The sequence below is a fragment of the Yoonia sp. genome (assembly GCF_965660735.1).
GTDB lineage: Bacteria > Pseudomonadota > Alphaproteobacteria > Rhodobacterales > Rhodobacteraceae > Yoonia.
Genome location: NZ_CBFIBD010000042.1, coordinates 1 through 24,775, shown reverse-complemented (window position 1 = coordinate 24,775; position 24,775 = coordinate 1). Strand labels below are relative to the sequence as shown.

22 protein-coding genes are annotated in these 24,775 nt (G+C 60.9%); 7 read left to right on the top strand and 15 right to left on the bottom strand.

Features of this window, described 5'->3' with window-relative positions:
* Positions 1–57: 57 nt before the first annotated feature.
* From ACTG4B_RS13295 to ACTG4B_RS13285, 3 genes are read right to left on the bottom strand one after another with little or no spacing between them, the layout of a single operon-like run.
* On the bottom strand, positions 58–633 hold the full coding sequence (locus tag ACTG4B_RS13295; RefSeq protein WP_439156185.1) for an acyltransferase: 576 nt from the start codon (positions 631–633) through the stop codon (positions 58–60).
* A complete protein-coding gene (locus ACTG4B_RS13290; protein WP_439156184.1) occupies positions 623–2,041 on the bottom strand; it encodes an O-antigen polymerase in 1,419 nt (472 codons plus the stop codon). The genes ACTG4B_RS13295 and ACTG4B_RS13290 overlap by 11 nt, the downstream gene beginning before the upstream one ends.
* Positions 1,963–3,213 carry a lipopolysaccharide biosynthesis protein gene (locus ACTG4B_RS13285; RefSeq protein WP_439156183.1) on the bottom strand — a complete coding sequence of 417 codons (1,251 nt, stop codon included), beginning with the start codon at positions 3,211–3,213 and terminating at the stop codon, positions 1,963–1,965. Before ACTG4B_RS13285 ends, ACTG4B_RS13290 begins: the two co-directional genes overlap by 79 nt.
* Positions 3,214–3,335: 122 nt before the next feature.
* On the opposite strand from ACTG4B_RS13285, the gene ACTG4B_RS13280 reads away from it, so the two are divergent.
* Positions 3,336–5,375: a GumC family protein gene (locus ACTG4B_RS13280; protein WP_439156182.1), complete on the top strand. Its 2,040-nt coding sequence runs from the start codon at positions 3,336–3,338 to the stop codon at positions 5,373–5,375.
* Here ACTG4B_RS13280 and ACTG4B_RS13275 read toward each other — a convergent pair.
* The 5 genes from ACTG4B_RS13275 to ACTG4B_RS13255 form a co-directional block, all read right to left on the bottom strand.
* The gene (locus tag ACTG4B_RS13275; protein WP_439156181.1) at positions 5,372–5,947 is read right to left on the bottom strand and encodes a YjbF family lipoprotein; all 576 of its coding nucleotides are present in this window, start codon (positions 5,945–5,947) and stop codon (positions 5,372–5,374) included. The two genes, ACTG4B_RS13280 and ACTG4B_RS13275, sit on opposite strands and share 4 nt — an antisense overlap.
* Complete coding sequence (locus ACTG4B_RS13270) at positions 5,944–7,968, bottom strand: YjbH domain-containing protein (RefSeq protein WP_439156180.1); 2,025 nt, start codon at positions 7,966–7,968, stop codon at positions 5,944–5,946. The genes ACTG4B_RS13275 and ACTG4B_RS13270 overlap by 4 nt, the downstream gene beginning before the upstream one ends.
* A 75-nt stretch (positions 7,969–8,043) precedes the next feature.
* Positions 8,044–9,654: a hypothetical protein gene (locus tag ACTG4B_RS13265; protein ID WP_439156179.1), complete on the bottom strand. Its 1,611-nt coding sequence runs from the start codon at positions 9,652–9,654 to the stop codon at positions 8,044–8,046.
* The gene (locus ACTG4B_RS13260; RefSeq protein ID WP_439156178.1) at positions 9,638–9,895 is read right to left on the bottom strand and encodes a spike base protein, RCAP_Rcc01079 family; all 258 of its coding nucleotides are present in this window, start codon (positions 9,893–9,895) and stop codon (positions 9,638–9,640) included. Before ACTG4B_RS13260 ends, ACTG4B_RS13265 begins: the two co-directional genes overlap by 17 nt.
* Before the next feature lie 101 nt (positions 9,896–9,996).
* Positions 9,997–10,659 (bottom strand): sugar transferase, encoded by a 663-nt coding sequence (locus ACTG4B_RS13255; protein ID WP_439156177.1) that lies wholly within the window; start codon positions 10,657–10,659, stop codon positions 9,997–9,999.
* Positions 10,660–10,947: 288 nt separating this feature from the next.
* On the opposite strand from ACTG4B_RS13255, the gene ACTG4B_RS13250 reads away from it, so the two are divergent.
* Complete coding sequence (locus ACTG4B_RS13250; RefSeq protein ID WP_439156176.1) at positions 10,948–11,412, top strand: hypothetical protein; 465 nt, start codon at positions 10,948–10,950, stop codon at positions 11,410–11,412.
* A gap of 7 nt (positions 11,413–11,419) precedes the next feature.
* On the opposite strand, the gene ACTG4B_RS13245 is transcribed toward ACTG4B_RS13250, so the two are convergent.
* From ACTG4B_RS13245 to ACTG4B_RS13215, 7 genes are all read right to left on the bottom strand, one after another.
* Positions 11,420–11,713: a hypothetical protein gene (locus ACTG4B_RS13245; RefSeq protein ID WP_439156175.1), complete on the bottom strand. Its 294-nt coding sequence runs from the start codon at positions 11,711–11,713 to the stop codon at positions 11,420–11,422.
* Between the two features lie 167 nt (positions 11,714–11,880).
* A complete protein-coding gene (locus tag ACTG4B_RS13240; RefSeq protein ID WP_439156174.1) occupies positions 11,881–12,135 on the bottom strand; it encodes a GlsB/YeaQ/YmgE family stress response membrane protein in 255 nt (84 codons plus the stop codon).
* A gap of 105 nt (positions 12,136–12,240) precedes the next feature.
* The gene (gene cueR, locus ACTG4B_RS13235; protein ID WP_439156173.1) at positions 12,241–12,630 is read right to left on the bottom strand and encodes a Cu(I)-responsive transcriptional regulator; all 390 of its coding nucleotides are present in this window, start codon (positions 12,628–12,630) and stop codon (positions 12,241–12,243) included.
* A complete protein-coding gene (locus tag ACTG4B_RS13230; protein WP_439156172.1) occupies positions 12,627–15,053 on the bottom strand; it encodes a heavy metal translocating P-type ATPase in 2,427 nt (808 codons plus the stop codon). The genes cueR and ACTG4B_RS13230 overlap by 4 nt, the downstream gene beginning before the upstream one ends.
* 86 nt (positions 15,054–15,139) lie before the next feature.
* The gene (locus ACTG4B_RS13225; protein ID WP_439156187.1) at positions 15,140–16,369 is read right to left on the bottom strand and encodes an ABC transporter permease; all 1,230 of its coding nucleotides are present in this window, start codon (positions 16,367–16,369) and stop codon (positions 15,140–15,142) included.
* A gap of 104 nt (positions 16,370–16,473) precedes the next feature.
* A complete protein-coding gene (locus tag ACTG4B_RS13220) occupies positions 16,474–17,277 on the bottom strand; it encodes a taurine ABC transporter ATP-binding protein (protein WP_439156171.1) in 804 nt (267 codons plus the stop codon).
* A 96-nt stretch (positions 17,278–17,373) separates the two neighbouring features.
* Positions 17,374–18,381 (bottom strand): taurine ABC transporter substrate-binding protein, encoded by a 1,008-nt coding sequence (locus ACTG4B_RS13215; protein WP_439156170.1) that lies wholly within the window; start codon positions 18,379–18,381, stop codon positions 17,374–17,376.
* Between the two features lie 483 nt (positions 18,382–18,864).
* Here ACTG4B_RS13215 and ACTG4B_RS13210 point away from each other — a divergent pair, with 483 nt between their 5' ends.
* The 5 genes from ACTG4B_RS13210 (at position 18,865) to ACTG4B_RS13190 (ending at position 24,731) form a co-directional block, all read left to right on the top strand.
* Positions 18,865–20,247 carry an aminotransferase family protein gene (locus ACTG4B_RS13210; protein ID WP_439156169.1) on the top strand — a complete coding sequence of 461 codons (1,383 nt, stop codon included), beginning with the start codon at positions 18,865–18,867 and terminating at the stop codon, positions 20,245–20,247.
* 111 nt (positions 20,248–20,358) lie between these two features.
* Complete coding sequence (locus ACTG4B_RS13205; RefSeq protein ID WP_439156168.1) at positions 20,359–20,535, top strand: CorA family divalent cation transporter; 177 nt, start codon at positions 20,359–20,361, stop codon at positions 20,533–20,535.
* 86 nt (positions 20,536–20,621) lie between these two features.
* Positions 20,622–22,121 carry a PLP-dependent aminotransferase family protein gene (locus ACTG4B_RS13200; RefSeq protein WP_439156167.1) on the top strand — a complete coding sequence of 500 codons (1,500 nt, stop codon included), beginning with the start codon at positions 20,622–20,624 and terminating at the stop codon, positions 22,119–22,121.
* A gap of 88 nt (positions 22,122–22,209) precedes the next feature.
* Complete coding sequence (xsc, locus tag ACTG4B_RS13195; protein WP_439156166.1) at positions 22,210–23,982, top strand: sulfoacetaldehyde acetyltransferase; 1,773 nt, start codon at positions 22,210–22,212, stop codon at positions 23,980–23,982.
* Entirely contained in the window at positions 23,979–24,731 is a 753-nt protein-coding gene (locus ACTG4B_RS13190; protein ID WP_439156186.1) for a sulfite exporter TauE/SafE family protein, read from the top strand. The genes xsc and ACTG4B_RS13190 overlap by 4 nt, the downstream gene beginning before the upstream one ends.
* Positions 24,732–24,775: the final 44 nt, after the last annotated feature.

Sequence of the window (24,775 nt, the reverse complement as noted above, 5' to 3'; positions counted from 1 at the left end):
AAACCGGCCCCCCCCATGCGGTCGCGGGATAGAAGCTGGGGCAGACATGCAGAATATTCATGCCGCCACCTGTCCGTGCCGGCCTGTGCGGCCCAGCACCCGCGCCGGATTGCCGCCCACGATGGCACCCGCTGGCACGTCCCGCGTCACGATGGCGCCGGCGGCGATTACAGCGCCCTGCCCGATCCGGCCGCACTGCGGCAGAACGACCGCACGCATCCCGATCCAGACATCCGCTGCGATAACCTTGGGCCGCGCGACAGGCCGCCCGCGTGGATCAAGCCCGTGATCATGGGTATAGATGACCGCCTCTTCCGAGATCAGCACGCGATTACCGATTTTCAAACCGCCCGTGATGTCGAGATGCACATCGCGGTTGATCTGCACCCCATCCCCGATCAGCAAACCGCCGCCGGGCAGTTCAGACGAAACAGCGCAACCGCGCCAGAAATAGCAACCGCTGCCGATCTGAACGACGCTGGGGTCTGCAAAGCGCACACCTGGCTGAAACCGGCACCCCGCCCCGACCCTGGCCAGGACCGCTCGATGCAGCAGGCTCGAAACCAGCAGGCCAGTCCTGCGCCAGACCACCCCGCCGATCCGCACCCCCCAATAAACGGGTCTAAGCAACATGAAACCTGCTCCTTTCTTGCGGGGCAGCGCCGCCCCTGATGGCGTAGCGCGGCACAAAGACCGCAATCATCGCTGCGATCATCAGGAACTGTGCGACAGCAAGCACGATGAAGGCACTGAACGACGATTGCAGCGTGGCCTGCACAAAGGGATAGAACAGCATCGGATAAAGCAGGAATGTGCCGTGGCGGAGCGTGCCAGGAACAGACTGCAGCCCCGTTTCGCCCTTGCGGTAAACCCAGCCCAGCGCAAAGCCGACCCAGACCCCGCCCCAGCCAAAGTTGATATAGGCCTCGCCGGGGCCGGTGACATTGAAACCGCCACCGGTAAAGATCTGCATCAGGTCGCGCTTGAAAAACACACCAAGATCGACGGCGGGTTTATCAACCCAGATCGCGCGGGGCACCCACCCGAACAGCCACCAGAAATAACTTTCGCCCAGCATCATCTGCCCGGCATCCATCCGGTCGGTGATCATGATCGCCGCATTGATATCCAGAAAATAGGTCGATCCGACCATCTGTTCGGCCAGCAGCGCAAGTCCGCCCTGCTGTCCCATCCGCAGTTCGGTCATGTAAACGGATAGTCCCACGACCACGGCCCCCGCACAGATCAGAAGAAACCCCGCGCGCAAGCTGACCTTGCCACCCAGAATAGCAAAGACGGCCAGTGCGAAAATAAGCATCTCGATCAATTCGAACCGGTCGCCCGAGATCAGCGCGATCCCCAACAGCAGGATGCCTAGCGCCCCCGCTTGCACCTGCGCTGTCCGTGAACGGGCCGCGATGCCATGCGCCAGCAGCAGGACAAAGGCAAATTTCGGCACGATGAACAGCGTCTTCAGCCCGGCCAGGGTGCTGCCCACGCCATTGTCCCCCACATTGATCTGCTTGGCGGTATTCACCCCTGCCAGCAGGTCGAAATTCAGAACGGCACCCCGCGCGCGCAGGATCATCGACGCCGTCACCGCCGCAACCCCGAACGCCAGCCCGAACAGCGCCCAGCGCCGTGTCAGCCCACAGGCCAACATGCGCGCAGCGGCGATATTGTCGGCGCGGCGAACGGGCCCGCAGGCCAGCCGATACCCCAGACACATCAGCAGAATGTACGACGACAGGTAAAGCGCGCCCAGCAGATCGCCCCAGGGATTGTCTATGAACCGTTTGTAGAACGCCATTTGCGGCGCAGCGGCATAGACCACCGCCTTGATGGTAAAGCCGAAAAGGCAGAACCAAGCCAGCAGATGCATCGGCGAGACAAGCCGGACCAACCCGTATCGTTGCCCCATGGCGAACGGCACCGCCGCGCAGACCAGGCCCAGCGCGATGATCAGGGCAGCCTCCATCTGCGCCCCCACGATTGCGGACACAACGCCATTGCAGATGTATCGATCTGTAATCGCTGCCATAACACCCACCACAGCAGCGCGCCGCCGCCGGTGATCCCCGCCAGATAAGCCAGCGCATTGCCTGTTGCCGACGTGGCCAGTCCGGTGCCCGAAACACACACCAGATATAGCCCAAGGCTGATCAACCGCGCGCCCAACGCAAACCGTTCCAGCCCGCAAAGCGTAGCAACCGTGTATCCCGATGCCAGCACCACCTGCACGAACGCCCCGACAAGCAGGACAGCCACCAAGAGCATCGCACCCTCCGGCATGGGCCAGAACGGCAGGATCAGCATTGCAGCCAGAAACAACCCCCCGCCTGGCACGACCGCAACCCGACTGGCTACCGCACTGGCCGCACGCAGCGCCGCCCTGTCGCCCGCCCCATGGGCCGCCGAGATCGGTCCGGCACTGACCCAAGTCGCGACACTCACAGGCAGGGCCACCAGATTTGCGATCCGGCGCACCAACGCATAGAGCCCGATCTGGTCAGCGGACAGGAACGTGCCACCAAGAATGATATCGACTTGGGCCGTCACCATGCCCAGCACCGTATTGGCCCAAAGCCCGATGCGTATCTGCCCTGCGTCGCCATCTGATCGCAGACAGCACCGCAACGCGGGGTCCGCCCGGCAACGCCGCAACACCGCCAGCGCGACCACCGCCATGATCCCCGAGGCGACAAACAGGACGCCGGACGCACCTGCACCCAGGCAGCCAGCCAGCCCCAATGCCACTTGCGGCACGCCATCACGCAAGGCCATGGACAACTGCACACTGCCCAGCGCCCGCATGACGCTGGCAAGACAGCTTAGCGCGTTCACCGCCAGGCCGGTCAGAATGACAGCGCCCCATTCCACATCCGGCGCGACACTGGGCAGGATGCCCGCCGCGACCACCGACAGCAGAACCGGAAACACCACAACCAGCCGGAGCAGACCCGACACCTGCACCCCCGATCCATCCGCCATCACCCGCAAGATCAGCAAGGGCGCGCCAAGGGACAAGACCGTGCTTGCCACCATCGCCATTCCCCAATGCACCATCAGGTCACCAAATTCCGACAACCCCAACCACCAGGCCAGACCCAGCATGACCAGAAAATTCACGCCGACGACGCCCACCCGCAGCAAGAGCGTCGGGCCCGCAACCCCCCGGATCAGACGTGACATGCGCATTGCCGTCATTGTCATTCTTTTCCTTCCCTAACCGGGGTTAACCAAGTTGCATGTCGATTTATCTGTCGTTCAACAGAATTAATTTTCGGTTAACTTCTGCATGGTTGACTGCCTGCATGGGCAAGTCGGCAGGCAATATGGCAAAACTGATTAAAGACGGCACGGCAGGGGTTCAAAATCTGCCGGCAGTGCAAATACAGCCGATTGCGCCGCTGGACCTGATCGGGATGGCGCGCACTATCTGGCGTGGAAAATACATCATCACGGCCTGCATGGTTCTGGCGGTTCTGGCGGGGGGGTACTACGCATTCGGGGTGGCACAACCGCGCTATGCCGCAACGACCACACTTGAAATCGGCACCCCCGCTGTGCCTGTCATGGACCCGGGTCAGGCGCTGGCGGGGCGTGGAACGGACCCAGCCCATATCAATACACAAGTGGCCATCCTGCAGTCAAAACACCTGATGGTGCAGGTTGTGGAAACACTCGGCCTGATACAGGATCCGGAATTCAACCGCTACCTGACGCCAGTCGCACCACTATCGGTCACCGGGTTGCGTAACAGGTTGCGAAATTTTCTGACCGGCCAGGTTGACGTGATCCCGGGCCCCGCTGCCGTTCTGGACAAAACCGCGCAAAACCTGCGCGATGCAATCACAGCTGGCGCACAGCGTGACAGCTACGTTTTTCGTGTGACGGCGCAGACAGGGTCGCCGGCGAAATCAGCACTGATCGCGAATACCCTGGCCCAAATCTATCTGGCCGACCAAGTGGCGGGCAAGCGCGCGGACGCCGAAACAGCCGCAACCTGGCTCTCCGATAAGGTCGCTGATCTGCAACATCAGCTTGAGGCGCAGGAAACCGCCGTCAACGATCTGATTGCACAGGCACAGGTGCAGGATGACACCGCTTTCGACACGCTGAGCCGTCAGGTGTCTGAAACGGCAAGACGGCTGGGGGATGCACAGGCCGATCTGGTCAAGGCACAGGCCGCATTACAGCGCGACACGACCCCGCAAACAGTCGCTGCGGACGCCAACCAACCGGCACGCAGCAGGCTGTTGGCGGCGGTTGACCACCATGCCAATCAGGTCGCCGCACTTTCGGTGTATCAGGCCGACCTGAACCAGCGACTGGCGGACCATTCTGCCGGGCTGGTGCGTCTCCAACAACTGCGCCGCGAAGCAGACGCGACACGCGTGATCTATGAAACCTTTCTGGGGCGCTTGCAGGAAATCAGCATCCAGCGCGGCTTGCAAAACCCCGACAGTCGCGTTCTGGCCATGGCCAGCCCCGGCAGTTACGTGGCGCCGCGCAAGGTGCTGATCCTTGCCGCCGTCGCATTGCTTGGGACACTGGCGGGGGTCTTGCTTGTTTCCCTGCAGGCCAGTTTGCGCAACGGCTTTGCCGATGCCACAGCGTTGGCCAAAGCAACCGGCCTGCCGGTAATGGCGCAGATCCCGCGCATCATGCGGCGTCACAGGGCGCTTTTGCCGGTTTACCTGCTTGAAAAACCCAATTCTGCCGCAGCCGAAGCGGTGCGGGGCTTGCGCACGGCGCTCTTGCTGGCCGACCGGGGGCGGGTTCCGCAGACCGTCTTGTGCACTTCAAGCATCCCCGGAGAAGGCACGACGACACATGCGATCGCGCTGGCACAAAACCTTGCTGGGCTGGGCAAATCGGTGTTGCTGATCGAAGCCGATATGCGCCATCGAAATTTTGCCGCGTATTTCAAACACGCTCCGCAGGCCGGGCTGGCTGCCGTCCTGGCCGGCGACAGTCCTTTTGCGGACGCCGTGTTTCGTGACCCTCTGCTTGCGCTGGATATTTTGGTGGCGGGCCAGACGTCGGACAATCCTGCCGATCTTTTCGCCAAACCTGCATTTGGCGCGCTATTGGCGCAGCTGCGTCAAAACTATGATCATATCCTGTTGGATGCGCCACCGGTCCTGCCGGTCCCCGATGCATTGCTGCTGGCACAACATGCCGATGCGGTGCTTTATACCGTGTGCTGGAACAAGACACCGCGACATCTGGTGCTGGCAGGGCGCGACGCGCTGGACCGTGTGAATGCCCCGATCAGCGGACTGGTTCTTGGGCAGGTGGATGGTCGCAGGGTGCCACGACAGGGTAGTGCATATTTCGCCGGCCATGGCCAGCCGTATTACCAGAATTAGGGTTTGACCGTTTCTATTTCCAACGCGCCGACACGGGCCGAAACCCATTGACGCGACCACCAGACCGTGCCCCCCGGACCGATGTAGTAGATGTTTTCAAAATTGTTCGGGCCTTGGCAATCTTCGCGAAAGACGCGGACCGGTCGCCCTTGGTGGGGCTGCACCGCGGTGTGCCGGTCTGACATCCGACAGCGATACGTCGCGATCGAAATGTGCAGATCACCCTCTAAATGGGCAAATTGCCGGACGTATTGCGAAGGCCCACCCGCCAAGGCCGACGCAACACCGTTCAGATCGGCAGCCATCAGGTCGTGGCCCATCCCATGCGTTGCCGTTATCAACCCGTTCCGCATGGCAACCTGTGCCCCGTCCCTTGCCTGCCAGATACGCACGCCCCCGTTTTGGCGGACGGGGATCAGCGTTGCGGCGACATCGATGCGCGGTGCGCTGATGAAAATCAGCGGCACCCCCAGTCGCTGGACTTGATCGGGGGTCAATTGCGCCCGGAGTTTTGCAGGGTCAACTGGGGCGGCGCAGGCCGCAAGAACAAAAAGAGCAACAAGCCACCTCATCGTAAGAACGCCCCCCAACTGTCGCTGATCGCACGGGCACCAAGCGGTGCTGTCAGCGTGTATAGCCGCCCGTCGATCTGCACCCGTGCGCCCCCGTCACGGGTGACCGGCCGCAAGGTTGTGGACAGCTGATCGCGCCGGGGTCGCCCACTGGCCCACGACAATGGCACGCGCAAAATAAGGCCCTTGTCGAAAGATCCTTCGCCAAAGATGTCAAAGGGCACATCCGTCAGGGTGGCAAAGGCCCCCAGCGACCAGCCGTTGCGAAACTGCCGCGTCAGCGTCAGCGTGGCACCCCAATCGCCAGCCAGATAGCGCCCTGCATCCAGTTGCACCGCATAGCCAGCGTCACCTTGCCAATAGACCGAGGCATGACCGCTGGTCACGGCATAGTCGCGAAACCCAAAGCCGCCATCATAGGCGCGCTGTTGCAGCCTGTTCACCTCGATCCCCAGTGCAAGATCACCGCCGTCGGGCCGCCAGAGCATCTCGGCCGACAGGCCGCCATACATCGTTTCGAACAAACCCGCCGACAGGCGTGTCGTGATTTCGGGGTGCGGTTGCGTATACCAATGCAGGGCAAAATCGACGATATCGCCATCCCCTTCGCGTTGATAAAGCGCAAAATCGCTGCGCACATGGGGCAGCACGGAATTGGACCTGCGCGACGCCTGATCCAGCGTGCCAGCGATCCTCTGCTGCACCGTTCCGCTGGCGGTCAGACCCGGGGCAAGCTGCCATTCCAGATCCAGCGCGCCCCCCAGATCAGCCCGCAACGGATCGTCAGGATCAAAGATCGCAGGCGTGATATAAGGGCGCATCGTCCAGTCAAGAACGGGAAAGCGGTTTTCAAAGCTGGCCCCTGTTGCCACCATCAGCGCACGCTGGCCGATCAGATCCGTCCCCTGCACAGCAAATTCCAGCGCGGCCAGATCACGACGTTGCAGGGCCACTGCCGGCCCGCGCAAACCGGCCTGTTCCAAGGCTACCGAAAAGGTTGTTACCTCTGGCGGGGCGATCTGTGCCAACACCCGGGCGGCCCGGCCCACGGCCTGCGCGCTGGCAGCATGACGGTTGTTTTGCACCACGATATCGACCCGGTTTTCCAGCCGTCGATAGCCGGTCAGCACCAGTCCCTCTGCCTGCAACGCACGGCGCAGCGACGCGGCAGGTGACACAACGACGGGTCCGCGGGCATACCCGCTGCCATGTGGCGGGCGCGTCGGGTTCAGCGCATAAGTCACCTGCACCCCAAGCACTGACCCATAAAGATACTGCGCTGCCAGGTGCAGACCGGGCCGGGGTGTATAGATCAACCCCAGGTTCACGGGCGTGTTGCGGTCAAATGCCGTTCCGTTCTCATAGGGGTAGGCATCTGACGAATATTCCAAAGTCACGCCAAATGCCGGTGCGGGCTGCCAGTGGACGCCGCCAAAAAAGGCCGCATCTCCGCGAAAAAAGGCATTGCGCGTGACCATGCCACCTTGTCCAAAGTCCCGATCAGGCCGTGCGGCGAAACCTGGCCCCAATGGATTGGCAAACCCGCCAACGCCCGCGAACCGCCCCCAGCCAAGCCCCAGCGTCACTGCGACGTCGGGATGCACCGCCTTGGTCGCCACCAGATATTCGCCGCTGTAGATTCCCGTTCCAATGAAATCGGCGACGCCGACAGCCACGCCGGGGTGCAGCTCTGTCTCATCCCAAAGCCGGTAATGTAGCGCCAGACTGCGATCAAGAATGGCGTCGTAGAACACGCCGCCCTGGCCCAGAACGCGATCAAGTTTGGCATAACGCACACTGACCGACAGGCGCGGACTGGCCTGAAACGTCAGGGTGCTGCGGGTCTGCCCGGCAAAGCGCGACACAGAAAATGCCAGTTCTGCATCCGGTGCAGAGCTGGCGGCAGGCATGTCGATCAGACCGGGCGCGCCATATGTGTTATAGCGCAGCGGCACCCCTTGGGCGATCAGCGCCAGCGGCCAGAAAACCGCCACTGCCCATATCAGTGCCCATGCCCGCATACGCGCCCCGCATCCTGCCCAAAACCCGGTCTGTCCCCCTGCACCTACAAATGCAGAGGCGAAAATGAGGCGTCGTTACATCGCCCCGAAAACATGGCGACTGAAAAAACCCAGCACGTCACCGGCACCAAACGTCAACCCATCAGGCGCGCCAGCAGCAACATACGCTTTGGCCTTCCAGTCCAGATTGCCGCCTTCACTGGCGGCCTCCAGATTTGGCCGCAAAAAGGTGTCGAATTGGTTAATCGCACTGTCAATTCCGGGCAAAGCCCCCGCAATCAGCCCATAGCGCAGGGGCATCCCCTCGAACGTACCTGAAATGCCAATGCGATTTGACGCCGGATAAGTCACATTCGGCGGGTTTTGCCCCGCAAATCCGACAAGTGACAGCGGGTCGGTGTCCCCAACAGCAACCGTATTCACCACAGAGTTTCCCGCTTCGCCGTCCCAGCGGACCATCGGCGCCATCCCGACATAAAGCCAATCCACCGCCGCAGCGGGACCGGTGCCCGTGACCGTTACATCATGGGCGACGCGCCCCGGCGTGACCTGACGGTTCAAAGTGCAAGCAGCAAGCGGCCCCGTGCCGGTCTGCCATAGCGTCGTCTCGTTGATCGCAATATGCGCCCCCACACGCAGCCCGGTGCCATTGGTCAGTGGAACGAACGGCACGCCATCAAGCGTGACGCTACGGCTTTGCAAGGCTTCGTTGCCATGGGTCTGGCCGCCGATTTCAGTGGCCGCACCCGCGACCACACAGCGGGCGGCATACTCGCGTTCAGACACGTAATCCAAACTGACAAAACGGGGATATGTCGCACGGGTATCCGCGCGCCAGTCCAGCGCGCCATCCGACCCGATACCAGCGGTATGCCCCGGCGGGGTCTGCCCGCTGGTCCCCGTGGCGCGGGCGGCATAGAAAACACCGGCATGTTGCACCTCGTCGCCCTGGGTATAGGGCTGGCCGGCCTGCCACATGGGCGGCAGGATGCGCGCATCTGACAAGGCCCCGGTAATCGCCACCGCCTCGATCATCAGGGTCGTGCCGCCGGGGGTGGCCGCCCCGCCATGTTTTAGCGTCACGTCATGGCTGCCGGTCAATCCGCTGGCCACCTTGACAGAACGCCGACGATCCAGATCTGTCGGGCTGTGCGTGGAAAACGCCTTGTATCCCAGTCCCGCCGGATCGCCGATTTCATTGACCAGCGCCTGCGTCCCGTCAATTTCCACCCGGCAATAGGCCCCGCTGATGCGCCCCGTATAATGCACCCAAAGATCATAGGGTGCAGCGCGGTCAACCACGACAGTGGCCTGCGCGGTCGTGGCGGCCGTGCTGATTGCGCGGTTGCCCGTATAGCTGCCGGACAAACCGGAACCGGACGACTGCAACTGCGACCAACTGCCCGTCAGCGTCAGATCACGCACCGGATAGATATTGCGCAACCGGGCGATCAGTGTCTCGCGCCACGACAGGCGGGTGCCGGGGTTGGCATTATCAAGCCGCAAACAGGCCGCGACACCGGGCGCGATCTCGGTCCAGGCAGACAGCCCGCCACCCGGCCCCGCCGCGAGCGCAACCGACGCTCCGTTACCCGACACAAAGAATTCCGCCAGTGGCAGCGGGGACCCGCCCTGCCGTTGACCAGGGGTAAGCTCTAACCCAATCATCTTAGTACCACGCGACAAGCTGGGCCGTCGTTCCGGTGGCAAGAACCCGAACCGGTCGCATACTCAGCACCGCGCCAGCAGACAGATCATAGCTGATCACCGTGCCATCCTTGTCCTGCAGGACAGCCGTGCCGCCAACACGGACAAAAAGCGCGCGTGGCCGGACCGGCAGGTCGGCCCCATCCGAGGGGACAACAGCATAATGCGTCACGGCAGGCGAGGTCAGGTTGACGTAATCGGATTCAAAGGGATCGGGCATCGGATTCTCCACTCTCTGGTTGAAGAATGTGGATACAACGCCCAGTCTTTCAGACCGCTTAGTGCACCGCACGGTCCCCGGTCGTCCTGCACCGGTGCGGTTCAGCGGCCCCGCTGCGCAATAATAACGACCAGTGTCCGCCATGCGATCCACAAATCAAACGCAAGCGTCGCGTGGCCGATATAATGCAGGTCGGCCGCAACCTTGCGGTGGACACCCTCCAACCCGTCGACATAGCCGATTTCAGTCTGGGCAAATCCGCTGATGCCCGGCACGACCTGATGCCGCGCGTGATACCCCGGCACCACGCGCAGATATATCCGGGCGTGATCAAGACTGTCGGGGCGCGGGCCAATCAAGCTCATCTGGCCGCGCAGAACGTTGAAGATTTGCGGCAATTCGTCAATGCGGGTCTTGCGCATGAACCGGCCCAACGGTGTGATCCTGTCCGTTTCCAGCGTATCAAAGGCACCCCGCGAACTGTGTGTCGGCGTCGTCATGGTGCGAAATTTGAGGGCCACAAAAGGCCTACATTGATACCCCATGCGATCCTGGCGAAACAAAAGCGGTCCCCGGTTGAAAAAAGGATTTAGCGCGCAGAACGCCAGCGCAAACACCGACAGCGGCAGCAAAAGCACGATCGCAATCACCACGTCAAATGCCCGTTTCGCGCCGGCACGAACCACGCGCCTGTCACCGCCCAGAGAACCGGGAACAATATCTGTTTGGGGCGGATCAGCGATCATGTCTTGAAAATCAAACATCGTTTGCACCCATCCAAAATCAGGTTCACGCAGGCGCATCAGCCGCGCCCTTCCTTTTGTGATTCTGTTTGATCAGGGTTAATGAGTGATTAATTTCAGATGTTGGAAAACGATATTTTCATCATTATTTCAGTCTATTACGCAGAATTCTGTTAACCTTTTCGCCACAGGCCTGCGGACCCTGCAAAAGCGAAAAATTGACAGGATTTCTGATCGAATTGTTCGTTCAACCAATTCTTAAATCAGCGCCCGTTCCTTGGTGCCGTGATGGGATGGTCAGGATGTAAGATGTCAGTTTCAGACTGGAAGGGCGCACGGTGGGTGCGGTATTTGCGATATCTTGTCGTTGGCCTGTCCGTCGGGCTTGCCACCGGTCCGGCGCACGGACAGACCGTTGTCATCGGCAATGACAGGGGCGGGTTGATCGGCGCGCGCGTGATCGAGGTCGCGCAGTTGAACGCCCGGAACAGGCGGGTCGAATTGCGTGGGCGCATCTGCTTTTCGTCCTGCACGCTGTATCTGGGGGCAGATGATCTTTGTGTCAGTCCGCACACCACCTTTGGCTTTCACGGACCCAGCCGGAATGGCAGACCTTTGCAGCATCAACAATTCGAACACTGGTCGAACGTCATGGCCCGGCACTACACCCCACAACTGCGCGATTGGTTCCTGCGCGATGCCCGACACCAGATTGGTCGCATTCATCGGGTCAGTGGCGCCCGATTGATCGCAATGGGCTATCCCGCCTGTTGAACGGGGGCTACTGTGTATCCGGCGTTGCATTTCCCGCCGATACGACCGCGGCAAGCGCCAGCCCCGCACCAGCGCCCAGCACCGGGGCAAGCGCCCCGATCAACGGCACAAATGCCGTCGCATCTTCGTTGCAGGTGGCGCGGATCGTGCCATCGGCGGCGATGGCGGCCGCGGCCACCCCGAAAGGCGCGCACACACCACTGGCTTGCGCCGTCGCAACCGGATCCGCCACAGGCTGCGCCAGCGACACATGCGACCAGACGCTGATCAAGAAAACACTTCCCAACAAGACCACACGCATCGTCCAACCTCCTCTGACATCGTGCCCGCCGATACCGGATCGTTCACACAAGACCACTTGAATGACATCGAGGTTAAAGAGCCGTTACCGTCGCCATGCTTTTTTGCACATTCGGCGACCGCCACGGGAAATCTGCGAACTGCTGCACGCGTTAAAGTCGAGACGGCTCAGACACGTTTGACCAATCGGATCAGGAATAAAACGATGACCGCCCCCAACGTCGCATGAATGATCGACGCAAAAAGTCCGCCTCCGAAACCCAGTCCGATAACGGGAAAAATCAGTCCTGCGGCAAAGGCCCCGACGATCCCCACAACGATATTGCCCAGCAAGCCAAACCCGGCCCCCTTCATGATCTGCCCTGCCAGCCAGCCGGCAACGGCCCCGACGAACAAAATGGCCAGAATGCTTTCGATACCCATCTTCGCCTCCTTTCAGTTCATTTCACTATACAATGTTAGCATTTTTCAGACAAATACAGCGCATCAGCAAAGCGCGCACAGGTCAGTCGGCCGACTGAAAGCCAATCACGCGCGTCCTTCCAACCCCTTGAGGATGGGACAATCGGGGCGGTTGTCACCCGCACATTCCCGCACCAGTTCGGCCAGCGTATCACGCATTGCGGTCAGCCCCGTGATCTTTTCTTCGATCTCGGCCAGATGTTGCTTGGCAATGGCCCGCACATCGGCACTCTCGCGGCTGCGGTCCTCCCAAAGGGCAAGCAGGTTGCGGCAATCCTCGATCGAAAAGCCAAGTGCCCGCGCACGCGCCAGAAAGGCCAGTTTATGCGCATCCGTCTGGGTAAACACGCGATAGCCGTTCGCCTCGCGTTTGGGGGTCACCAGACCAATGTCTTCGTAATAGCGGATCGTTTTCGCCGGCAGCCCCGTCTGTTCGGCAACCTGCCCGATATTCATGATATTGTTCCTTTCACCCAGCGCAGGCGCAGCGCGTTCGTGACCACCAGCACACTGGACAGCGCCATCGCCCCTGCCGCCAATGCAGGGGACAACAATACCCCCCAGACAGGATACAGCACACCGGCCGCAACCGGCACCAACAGCACGTTGTAGCCAAAGGCCCAGACCAGGTTTTCGCGGATATTCCGCATGGTTGCACGGCTGACCGTGATCCCGTTCAGCACACCGACCGGGTCGCCCGACATCAGCACCACATCGGCGCTTTCCACCGCGACATCCGTGCCGGTGCCAATTGCAACGCCAACATCCGCCGCTGCAAGTGCAGGCGCATCGTTGATCCCGTCACCGACAAAGGCCACCTTGGATCCGTCCGCCTGTAATGCGCGGATCGCATCGACCTTGCCTGCGGGCAGGACATCGGCAATCACGTCCGACACGCCCAGTTCGGCACCAATCGCATCCCCCGTGCGCGCAGCATCGCCGGTGATCATCACCACCCGCAATCCACGCGCCGTCAGCGCGGCCACCGTCGCCTTGGCGGTGGGGCGGGCCTGATCGGCCACGGCGATGACACCGGCCGGTTTGCCATCAACCGCGACCATGATCGCAGTCTTGCCATCCTGCGACAGCGCGGCGGCCTGTTCGGACAGTGGTGCCCGATCGACCCCCTCCTTTTCCAGCAACCGCGCCGCACCCACCAGCACACGGCGTCCGTCCACATCGCCCGTCAGCCCATGCCCCGTCACCGCCGCAAAGCCCGATACCTGCGGCAAGGGCCGCGTTGCCGCCGACACGATCGCATGCGCCAGCGGGTGTTCCGACAGGGCCTCGACAGCGGCAACGTCGCGCAGCAGCGCATCATGGTCCCCATCCAGCGCGATGACATCGGTCAGAACAGGTTTTCCCAGTGTCAGGGTGCCGGTCTTGTCAAAGGCCACGACATCAACGGCTTGCAGGGCCTGCAAGGCGTCCCCTTGCCGGAACAGCACGCCCAGATCGGCCGCGCGCCCTGTGCCCACCATGATGGATGTGGGCGTGGCCAGCCCCATGGCGCAAGGACATGCAATGATCAGCACCGACACCCCCGCCACCAACGCATGAGACAGCACGGGCGACGGGCCGATCACCAGCCAGACCAGCACCGTAAGTGTGGCAATCGCCATGATGGCAGGCACGAACCACGCCGTAATTCGGTTGACCAGATCCTGCACAGGCAGGCGGGCGCCTTGTGCGTCCTCGATCATAGCGATGATGCGCGCCAGCATCGTATCGGCCCCCACCGCCGTTGCGCGCATCTGTAATGCGCCATTGCCGTTGACCGTGCCACCGGTCAGCATATCGCCCTTGGTCTTTTCCACCGGCACGGGTTCGCCGGTGATCATGCTTTCATCGACGAACGACGTGCCATCACGGATCACACCATCGGTGGCGATACGTTCACCGGGGCGCACCAACAGGATATCGCCGCGTTTGACCTCGGAAATCGGGGTTTCCACCTCGGCTCCGTCGCGCAACACCGTCGCTGTTGCGGGGCGCAGCCCGATCAGCCGCTTGATGGCGGCCCCGGTCTGGCCCTTTGCCCGCGCCTCAAGCCAGCGGCCCAGAAGGATCAGGGTAACGATCACCGCTGCTGCCTCGAAATAGACGGCGCGGGTGCCTTCGGGCAACAGCCCCGGCGCGAACAACGCAACGGTGGAGAACGCCCACGCGGCGCTGGTGCCCAAAACCACCAGTGAATTCATATCCGGCGCCATACGGGCCAGCGCCGGCAACCCCTTGGCATAGAACCCTCGCCCGGGCACCGCCAGCACGATGGTCGTCAGCACGAACTGAATCACCCAGCTCGTCGTCATGCCGATCGTGCCTGCAATGAAATGATGCACGGCGGGAAAGACATGCCCGCCCATTTCCATCACGAACACCGGCAGGGTCAGCACTGCAGCCAGCAGAAAGTGCCGGAAATACGCCTGCGCCTCGGCCGCTTGCCGGTTGTCTGTCCGTTCTTCAGCATCCAGCAGGGTGGCCTCATAGCCGACCGCCGCAGTGGCCCTTTGCAGGACATCCACATCTGTCAACGTCGAGACTGTCGCTGTGCCATCGGCAAGGTTCACTGTCGCCGACAGCACGCCGGGCACATCCCTGAGCGCCGTTTCAACCTTGTTCACGCAAGACGCACAGGTCATCCCCTCGATCGCCAGACGCAGCTTGCGGGGCAAGGCAGGATATCCCGCAGCCTTCAGCGCACCGGCAACAGCCTGTGCCGCCTTGGCGTCATCCACCTGCACCCGCGCCGAGGCATCGGCCAGATTGACCTGCGCATCTTCAACGCCCGATACCGATTTTATCGCCTTTTCGGCCCGACTGACGCAGCCCGCGCAGGACATACCATCAATACCGAACCTGATCTCTGCCGTAGACATACCAAAACCTTCCTATGCTCTGGCACCTCACATAAGGGTTCCAGTCGTAGGAAGGTCAAGCCATGTTTTCAAATTTTTTCGGCCGGTCAGCCCTTGCCCTTCCAGGGCACAAGGATGCGTTCAGCCCAGCGCATCAGCATGTCGATGGAAAAGCCGATGATCCCGATCAGGATGATCCCCATCAACACGATATCAGTACTTTGGAATTTGGATGCGACCATGATCATCATACCCGCACCCTTTTCCGCTGCAACCAGTTCGGCGGCCACGACCGTACCCCAGCACACCCCCATGGCAACGCGCGCCCCAGTAAAGATTTCAGGCAGGGAATTAGGCATGATCACATGGCGCATAATCTGCCATTTCGACGCCCCAAGGCTGTAGGCCGCATGCACCTTGGATATGCGCACGCCCGACACGCCGGACCGCGCGGCAATCGCCATGATCCACAACGCCGCAAGGAACAGCAGGATGATCTTGCCGGTTTCACCGATCCCCGCCCAGATGATCACCAACGGAATCAGCGCGAGCGGCGGCACGGGGCGCATGAATTCGACAATCGGGTCGAACCAGCCGCGAAACCAGTTCGAAAGGCCCATGGCATAGCCCAGCGGGATACCAACCAGTGCCCCCAGCGCAAACCCCACAATGACCCGGAACAGCGAATAGCCCAGATGTTCGGCCAGCGTGGAATTACGATAGCCTGTCGTCGCAATCTCGCCCAGGCGGGTCCAGACGGCCTCGGGGGCGGGCAACCAGATCGGTTCCATTTGCATCCCTGTGGCGGGAATGATGTTCAGCGTGCCCTTGTCAGACATGGCGACGCGACCGAAACCGACCGGCACCTCACCACCGGGGGCAATCGGCTGCCCGTCCACGGCCGTGATGAATGTCTCTTGATCGCGGCCCATGTCATCATTGCTGTCCACCCGCAAAAGCTGGCTGCGATAGACCGCGATGGCGATGGAATCGTTCTTGGCGATCCCTTGGCCCGGCTCAATCTCTGGCGCATCGACCGGTTGGCCCGTGGGATGCACGACAACGCTGACGGTCGCGTCATCTGACTGCCCGTCCGGCGTGGTGATGGTATAGGTAAACGCACCCTCGCCGGTAAACGGCCCCGGCGCATGCAGGAAACCGGGCAACAGTTTGGATCCGGTGAACGCGCCCCACAGCACAAAGATCAGCACCACCGACACCACCGACGCGACCGTGTTCGACGTCACAGCACTTTCATCACCAAAGGTCACGGTTTTCAGCGAACTGTAGTCGTGTTTCGGCGTCAGCAACCGCTTGATCCCGCTCCAGATCACCATCGTCAGCAAGATCAGCAGCACATAGCCGATGATATAGGGCGCCGCCGATACCAGCGTCATCAGAACCGCCCAAAGTTCACCCCAAAGATCGCCAAGCAGTTCCATTATGCGTCCTCCGTCCGGCCCATGATTTCCTCTTCCATGTCCCAGATCATGGACAGAATTTCTTCACGGGTTTTGCCGAAATCAGGATGTTTCTTGACCTCGCGCAGGTCCTGCCCCACGCCCATTTCGGCAAATGGCAGGCGATATTCCTTGTGAATGCGCCCCGGGCGCGGCGCCATGACGATCAGCCGTTCACCCAGCAACAGCGCCTCTTCGACCGAATGGGTGATCAGGATGATCGTCTTGCCGGTTTCCTTCCACAATTTCAGAACCAGACCCTGCATCTTTTCACGCGTCAGGGCATCCAGCGCGCCCAGCGGTTCATCCATCAGGATCACATCAGGTTCATTCGCCAGACAACGCGCCAGTGCCACACGCTGCTGCATGCCCCCCGACAATTCGTAAACCGCCTTTTCCTTGAAGTCCTGCAAACCCACCACATCCAGCAGATGATCCACGATCTTGGCCTTTTCGGCCTTGGGCGTGCCTTTCATCGACGGGCCGAACCCGACGTTTTCACGCACCGTCATCCATTCAAACAGCGCACCTTGCTGGAACACCATACCACGTTCCGGGCCGGGTCCGTAAACAGCCTTGCCGTTCAGCACGATCCGCCCTTCGGTCGGGGCCAAAAACCCCGCCACGATGTTCAGCAATGTCGTCTTGCCGCAACCGGATGGCCCCAGCACCGACAACAATTCACCTGCTTTCAGGTCAATCGACACATCCTTGAGCGCCTGCACCGATGACCCGTTCGGCAAATCGAACCGCATGGAGAGTTTGTCTATCTGTAGTGCTGACATGTCCTGCCCCCAATCATTTTCAAAGCGGCGAAGCCTGTGCCGCGCCCATCTGAAAATGATTGGGCCGGTGCGCCTGCGCACCGGCCCAGCATATCGTTACATATCAGCAGCCGCTTGCAGCGGGCCTGTGTTCACAGCGCCTTCATAGCTGTCAAGCGCGCGTGGGATCGACCCTGCATCGACAAAGACCTGCGCGACGCCCTGCATGAATCCCGCCGCGTTGCCGCCCAGCCAGCTCTGGCTCAACTGTTCCTCGACAGAGGGGAAGGTAAAGGTTGCCATGAAGTCACGCACGGCCTGTTCATCCATGCCGCTGTCCTGCGCGATCACAGGGACCATTTCGTCAACCATTGTGCCGTCGTTCCAGCCGGCATTCGCTTGCGCAGTAACGGCCAGGAATTTTGCCACCAGATCGGGATTTTCCGCAACGAAAGACGCGGGTGCCGATGTCACATCGAACACAAGAATGCCCAGTTCCGTCTTTTCGGCGCCGGTCAGCAGGACGTTGCCATATTCCATCGCCGTGCGCAGCGATCCGCCGTAACCGCACATCATGTCAACAGAACCCTGCGCCAGTGCGGCAGCCCCTTCGGGCGGGGCCATGTCGACCACTTCCATGCTGGCGGGGTCCACGCCAAAATGTTCCATCTGCTTGAGGAAACCATAATGCGCTGCCGTTCCCAGCGGCACGGCGGCCTTTTTGCCAGCCAGTTCACCCGCTGAATCCTTGTCGATCTCAAGGATGCTGGCCACAACGCAGTTGTCGTTGTCGGCATAGCTGACCGCCACATCAAGCACTTGCAGATCCTGCCCCGCGCTGGCCGCGATCACGAAAGGCGGCACACCCTGGCTGACGGCGATCTGCACATCGCCCGAGGCCATCGCCGCAGACATCGCGGTGCCGGTGTCAAAGCTGACCCAGTTGACCTTGACGCCCAGTTCTTCGTCATAGGTGCCCATTTCCTTGGCATACTGGAACGGCATCGGCCATTCGAGGAAATAGGCCACCGTAATCTCGCCATGCCCTGCGGCAAAACCTTGCGTCGCACCTGTCATCAGCGCGAAACCGGCGACGGCCCCCATCAGTGTATTCTTGATATTCATTCGATTTACTCCCGTGTTGTGACCCCGCGAAAGGGCAGACTTCATGAACGGCGTTTTCACCGTCTCTGTTTTTTAGCTGACCATGTTTTTCAGTTTCATGATACCATTATTCAGGCGCAAAAAACCACGGCCGGGTGCCCCGCGCGACGGCCCCGTCCCCCAAGGGCGGCACCGCACGAACGGACACGCTGGGGCCAAACGAAAAGAATTGCCGCCCCTGCGTCAATGATAACCGTTTCATTGCAATCCGCCGAAAAGCCCATGCTTTGCGCAGGCGGCGCCAGTGATAACAATTATTAATCAATAGTTTAAGCTGTAATCAGCACGCTATAGGATGCAATCCGCCCTGAATCTGGCCATACTCAACCCGCAATACTGGCCCTATCGGACTAGCCCATCGTGCAGGCAATGTGATCAACAGATTGGCAGGCTGCGAATAGGATTCGACCTGACACCTTTCCTTTGCCTGATGGAGTAGCGGACATGGACCTGCATTCTTTTTCAAACGACACCGATCACGTGGTCGAGGCAGATCGCGCCCATGTGTGGCACCATCTGTCCCAGCACAAACCCTATGAAACCATCGACCCGCGCATCATCGTCGAAGGGCGCGGCCTGCGGGTCTGGGATATCAAGGGCAAGGAACATATCGACGGCGTGTCGGGTGGTGTCTGGACCGTCAACGTGGGCTATGGCCGCGAACGGATCAGCAAGGCCGTGGCCGACCAGTTGACCAAGATGTGTTTCTTTGGCGGCATGGCCGGCACGATCCCAGGTGCCCGGTTTTCCGAAATGCTGACCGACAAGATGCCGGGGCTTGACCGGGTTTATTATGCCAACTCGGGGTCCGAAGCGAACGAGAAGGGCTTCAAGATGGTCCGCCAGATCAGCCACAAGCATCATGGCGGCAAGAAAAGCAAGATCCTATTCCGCGAACGCGATTATCACGGCACGACGATTTCAGCCCTGTCCGCCAGTGGTCAGGAAGAGCGCAGCGCCCAGTATGGCCCCTTTACCCCCGGTTTCGTGCAGGTGCCGCATTGTTTGGAATACCGGTCGCAGGACGGCACCGTGGGCGAGGAATACGCCGCCAAAGCCGCGCAGGCGATCGAGGATGTGATCTTGCGCGAAGGCCCCGACACCATCGGGTCGCTATGCCTTGAACCGATCACGGCAGGCGGCGGCATCATCGTGCCCCCCAAGGGATATTGGGACCGCGTGCAGGAACTTTGCCGCAAATACAACATCTTGCTGCATATCGACGAGGTTGTTTGCGGTCTGGGCCGCACCGGAACATGGTTCGGCTATCAGCAATTCGGCGTGCAGCCCGACATCGTGACCATGGCCAAGGGCGTGGCGTCCGGCTATGCCGCGATTTCGTGCTGCGTCACCACGAATGCCGTGTTCGAGATGTTCAAGGACGACACCGATCACCTGAGCTATTTTCGTGATATTTCCACCTTTGGCGGCTGCACGGCAGGTCCTGCGGCGGCCATCGAAAACATGCTGATCCTGCAAGAGGAAAACCTGCTGGAAAATTCCACCGACATGGGTGTGCATTTGAAGGAAAACCTGCATGGCCTGATGGACAAGCATCGCTGGATTGGCGATGTGCGCGGCATGGGGCTGTTCGCGGGGGCCGAACTGGTGCTCGACCGCGATACCAAGGAACCGGTGCCGGAAAAACAGGTGGCCGCCATTGTCGCAGACTGTATGGCGCAGGGCGTGATCATCGGCGCGACCAACCGGTCATTGCCCGGCTATAACAACACGCTGTTGTTCGCGCCGCCGCTGATCGCGACCAAGGACGACCTGAACCAGATCACCGATGCCGTGGATCAGGCGATTACGCGGGTGCTGGGCTGAAAGACGGCGACCGGGCCGTTGCGCCCGGTCCCGTAAAGATACCTCGTTCCAGTTGGATATTCGACGCATTCCGGGTTCATCACCCCCGCACACGCGATGCGCGCGCGCCGAATGCCGAAGACGGCGGTGGCATTCCTGCCGCCGACGCTGATTGCATCCGCCACCGGGATGAATTTCACGCATATTCCCGAAGTGCTGTGGCTATTGGAATATCCCATTGCGCGCGGGCTTTTGGTGCTATCCGCCATCCTGCCCTGTCTGTTTTTCAGGTATCGCGGCTGGCTTTAGGCGCTGATCTGACAAAACGGCGCTTGCCACGCCGGGTGCAAGGCTGATTTCATAAGGCCAGTGTATGCAACCAATCAGGCCAGTTCATGTCGATTTCTGTTGAAACCTTCTTTCTTGATCCCGCAGGCGAGGGAACGCTGCAATCGCGCATACAACAGATGGTCGCACAGGGTATTCTGGCGGGGCGTTTCAGGGCTGGTGAGCGGCTGCCCTCATCGCGCAAGATGGCACAGCATCTGGGGGTCAGCCGGATCACCGTGACGCTGGCCTATACCGAGCTTGTCGCCGATGATTATCTTATGTCGCAGGGGCGCTCGGGGTATTTCGTGTCGGAAAACGCACCCGAACCACCTGCTTTTCCTGCACAGCGCGCCGACAGCGGCACAGTGGACTGGACCCGCGCCATCGGTCAACGGTTCACGCCGGGGCTAAGCATCGACAAGCCCGCCGATTGGGCCAGCTATCGCTATCCCTTTATCTACGGGCAGGCTGACAAGACACTGTTCGACAGCGCCAACTGGCGGCTTTGTGCCCTGCAGGCACTGGGGATGCGCGATTTTGCAGCGCTGACATCGGATTATTTTGACGGCGACGACCCGATGCTGGTCGATTTCATCGCGCGTCAGGCCCTGCCCCGCCGGGGCATTCTGGCCCGCGCAGATGAAATACTGGTGACAATGGGCGCACAGAACGCGCTGTGGCTAGCCGCACAGGTTTTGCTGAACAGCCGCCGCCACGCCACGATCGAAGACCCTTGTTACCCCGCGCTGCGCACGATCCTGACGCAATCGCGTTGCCAGTTCGGCGCGGTGGCGGTGGATGCCGACGGACTGCCCCCCGACGATCTGCCCGACCACACGGACGTGGTATTTACCACCCCCAGCCACCAATGCCCCACGACAACGACGATGCCCATCAACCGCCGCAAGGCACTGCTGAACAAGGCGGAACAGGATGATTTCATTATTGTCGAAGATGACTATGAATTTGAAATGTCCTTTATGAAATCACCCACACCGTCACTCAAGTCGCTGGACCGGAACGGGCGGGTGATTTATGTCGGATCATTCTCGAAATCGCTGTTTCCGGGCTTGCGGCTGGGCTATCTGGTTGGCCCCGCCCCGTTCATCCGCGAGGCCCGCGCGCTGCGCGCAACGGTCCTGCGTCATCCGCCCGGACATATCCAGCGGACCGCCAGTTATTTTCTGTCGCTGGGCCATTACGATGCGCTGGTGCGCCGCACCAGCAAGGCCTATCACGAACGCCGCGAGGTCATGCGCAAAGCCGTGTCCGATCACGGGCTGACCATCGCAGGTCAGGGGACATATGGCGGCTCTTCGGTCTGGCTGCGCGCACCTCGCGGGGTCGACACGACAGTGCTGGCCGCGCAATTGCGCAAGAATGGGGTGCTGATAGAACCCGGCGCGCCGTTCTTTGCCGGACCGAACCCGCCAACCGCCTATTTCCGGCTTGCTTATTCATCGCTGCCGTCAGACCGCATTGCGCAGGGTGTTGCGCTGATCGCTGACGGAATACGCAATTACCAAGACGATCTGGCCTTACCGCACAAGGGCAACTGGCCCTAACCGAAAGCCATTACAAAATCTACCATAGCGCCAGCAGATCAGGGTCTTTTGGCCGCGTGATCCATTGATCCAACAGGGGGACCCCAACATGAAAATGACCACCGAAGAAGCCTTTGTCAAAACGCTCCAAGTGCATGGGATCAAACATGCCTTCGGGATCATCGGGTCTGCCATGATGCCGATTTCCGACATCTTCCCGACCGCTGGCATCATGTTCTGGGACTGCGCCCACGAAGGATCCGCCGGGATGATGGCCGATGGCTACACCCGCGCCACCGGTGAGATGTCGATGATGATCGCGCAGAACGGCCCTGGCATCACAAACTTTGTGACCGCCGTCAAAACCGCCTATTGGAACCACACGCCGCTGCTGCTTGTCACGCCGCAAGCGGCAAACAAGACCATCGGTCAGGGTGGCTTTCAGGAAGTCGAACAGATGAAACTGTTCGAAGACATGGTCGCCTATCAGGAAGAGGTCCGCGACCCGTCCCGCATGGCAGAAGTGCTGGCCCGCGTCATCGCCAAGGCGAAACGTCTATCCGGTCCCGCCCAGATCAACATTCCCCGCGATTACTGGACCCAGATCATCGATATCGAAATTCCCGAACCCGTCGAATTCGAGGTCAGCCCCGGCGGTGAGACATCCATCACCAAGGCCGCCGAGCTGCTGTCGGGGGCGAAATTCCCCGTGATCCTGAACGGTGCCGGCGTCGTTCTGGCCGAAGGCGGGATCGCTGCATCCAAGGTGCTGGCCGAACGGCTGGATGCACCTGTCTGCGTGGGCTATCAGCACAACGATGCCTTCCCCGGCAACCATCCGCTGTTTGCCGGACCGCTGGGGTATAACGGGTCCAAGGCGGGGATGGAGCTGATCAGCAAGGCCGATGTCGTGCTTGCGCTTGGCACCCGGTTGAACCCGTTTTCGACCCTGCCGGGATATGGCATCGACTATTGGCCGGCCAATGCAAAGGTCATTCAGGTCGATATCAACCCCGACCGGATCGGCCTGACCAAGAAAGTGTCCGTCGGCATCGTCGGTGACGCAGCCAAGGTCGCGCTGGGCATTGCATCCCAACTGTCCGATGACGCAGGCGACGCCGGCCGCGACGACCGCAAGGCGCTGATCGCACAGACCAAATCGGCATGGGCGCAGGAACTGTCCTCGCTTGACCACGAACAGGACGATCCCGGCACCAGCTGGAATGAACGCGCCCGCGCCGCGCGCCCCGACTGGCTTTCGCCGCGTCAGGCATGGCGCGCCATTCAGTCGGCGATGCCGGAAAACGCGATTATTTCGTCCGACATCGGCAACAACTGCGCCATCGGCAACGCCTATCCGTCCTTCCCCACGGGCCGCAAGTATCTGGCCCCGGGCCTGTTCGGTCCTTGCGGCTATGGCCTGCCGTCCATCGTGGGTGCCAAGATCGGCCAGCCTGACGTGCCGGTGATCGGCTTTGCCGGTGACGGCGCATTCGGTATCGCGGTAAACGAACTGACCGCGATCGGCCGCGAAGAATGGCCCGCCATCACGCAGATCGTGTTCCGCAACTATCAGTGGGGCGCGGAAAAGCGCAATTCGACCCTTTGGTTCGACGACAACTTCGTCGGCACCGAACTGGATATGAAAGTATCCTATGCCGGGATCGCCAAGGCCTGCGGGCTGATCGGCGTGCAGGCACACACGATGGACGAACTGACCGCGCTGCTGAACCAGGCGATCAAGGATCAGATGGAAAACAACAAGACGACCCTGATCGAGGTTATCCTGAACCAGGAACTGGGCGAACCTTTCCGCCGCGATGCGATGAAGAAACCCGTGCGCGTGGCCGGTGTTTCGGCCTCTGACATGGCGGCAGAATAGATTTGCCATTCGATCTTGGCCCCGGCACGGCGGCGGCCCTTGCACTTGCTTTGCTGGGGGCCGCCTTTGTCCGGGGCTATTCGGGTTTCGGGTTTTCGGCGATCTTTATTGCCTTCGCGGCCTTGCTGACAAACCCACTGCCCCTGATACCGGTGATCTTTGCATGCGAAATCACGATGACAGCGTTCCAGGCCCGCGCCATCCGCCCACATGTGGACTGGCCGCGCGCACTGACCTTGCTGGCGGGGGCCGCCGTGGCGCTGCCGGTATCGCTGACGGTTATGATGTCGATCGGTGTGGACAACGCACGGCTGGCAATTTCGGCAATCGTCGGCGTCATGGCGCTGCTGCTGTTGTCGGGCTGGACGCTGAAACAACGTATCGCGACACGCGGCAATCTGGCGGTTGGCGTGGTTGCGGGGCTGGCCAATGGGGCGGGCGTTGGCGGCTTGCCAGTTGCCGCATCAATGGCGGCGCAACCCATTCCCACCAACGTGTTCCGCGCCACGATGATCGTGTTCCTGACAGGCATCGACATCATGAGCTTTCCCATCCTGTGGCGCGGCGGGTTGGTGAGCGGCGAAACCTTCGTCGGATTGCTGCTCGCCTTTCCGATCCTTTGGGTCGGGGTCATGTTGGGCAGCCGGCAGTTTTTGGCCGCTTCCCCTTCGACATTCCGGCGATTTGCTGTGATGTTGCTATTGGCGTTGTCCGCGATGGGCCTGATGCGCGCAATTCTAAGGGTATGACATGAGTTCACCGTTCTTATCCCCCCGCACGGCCGAAATCCCGC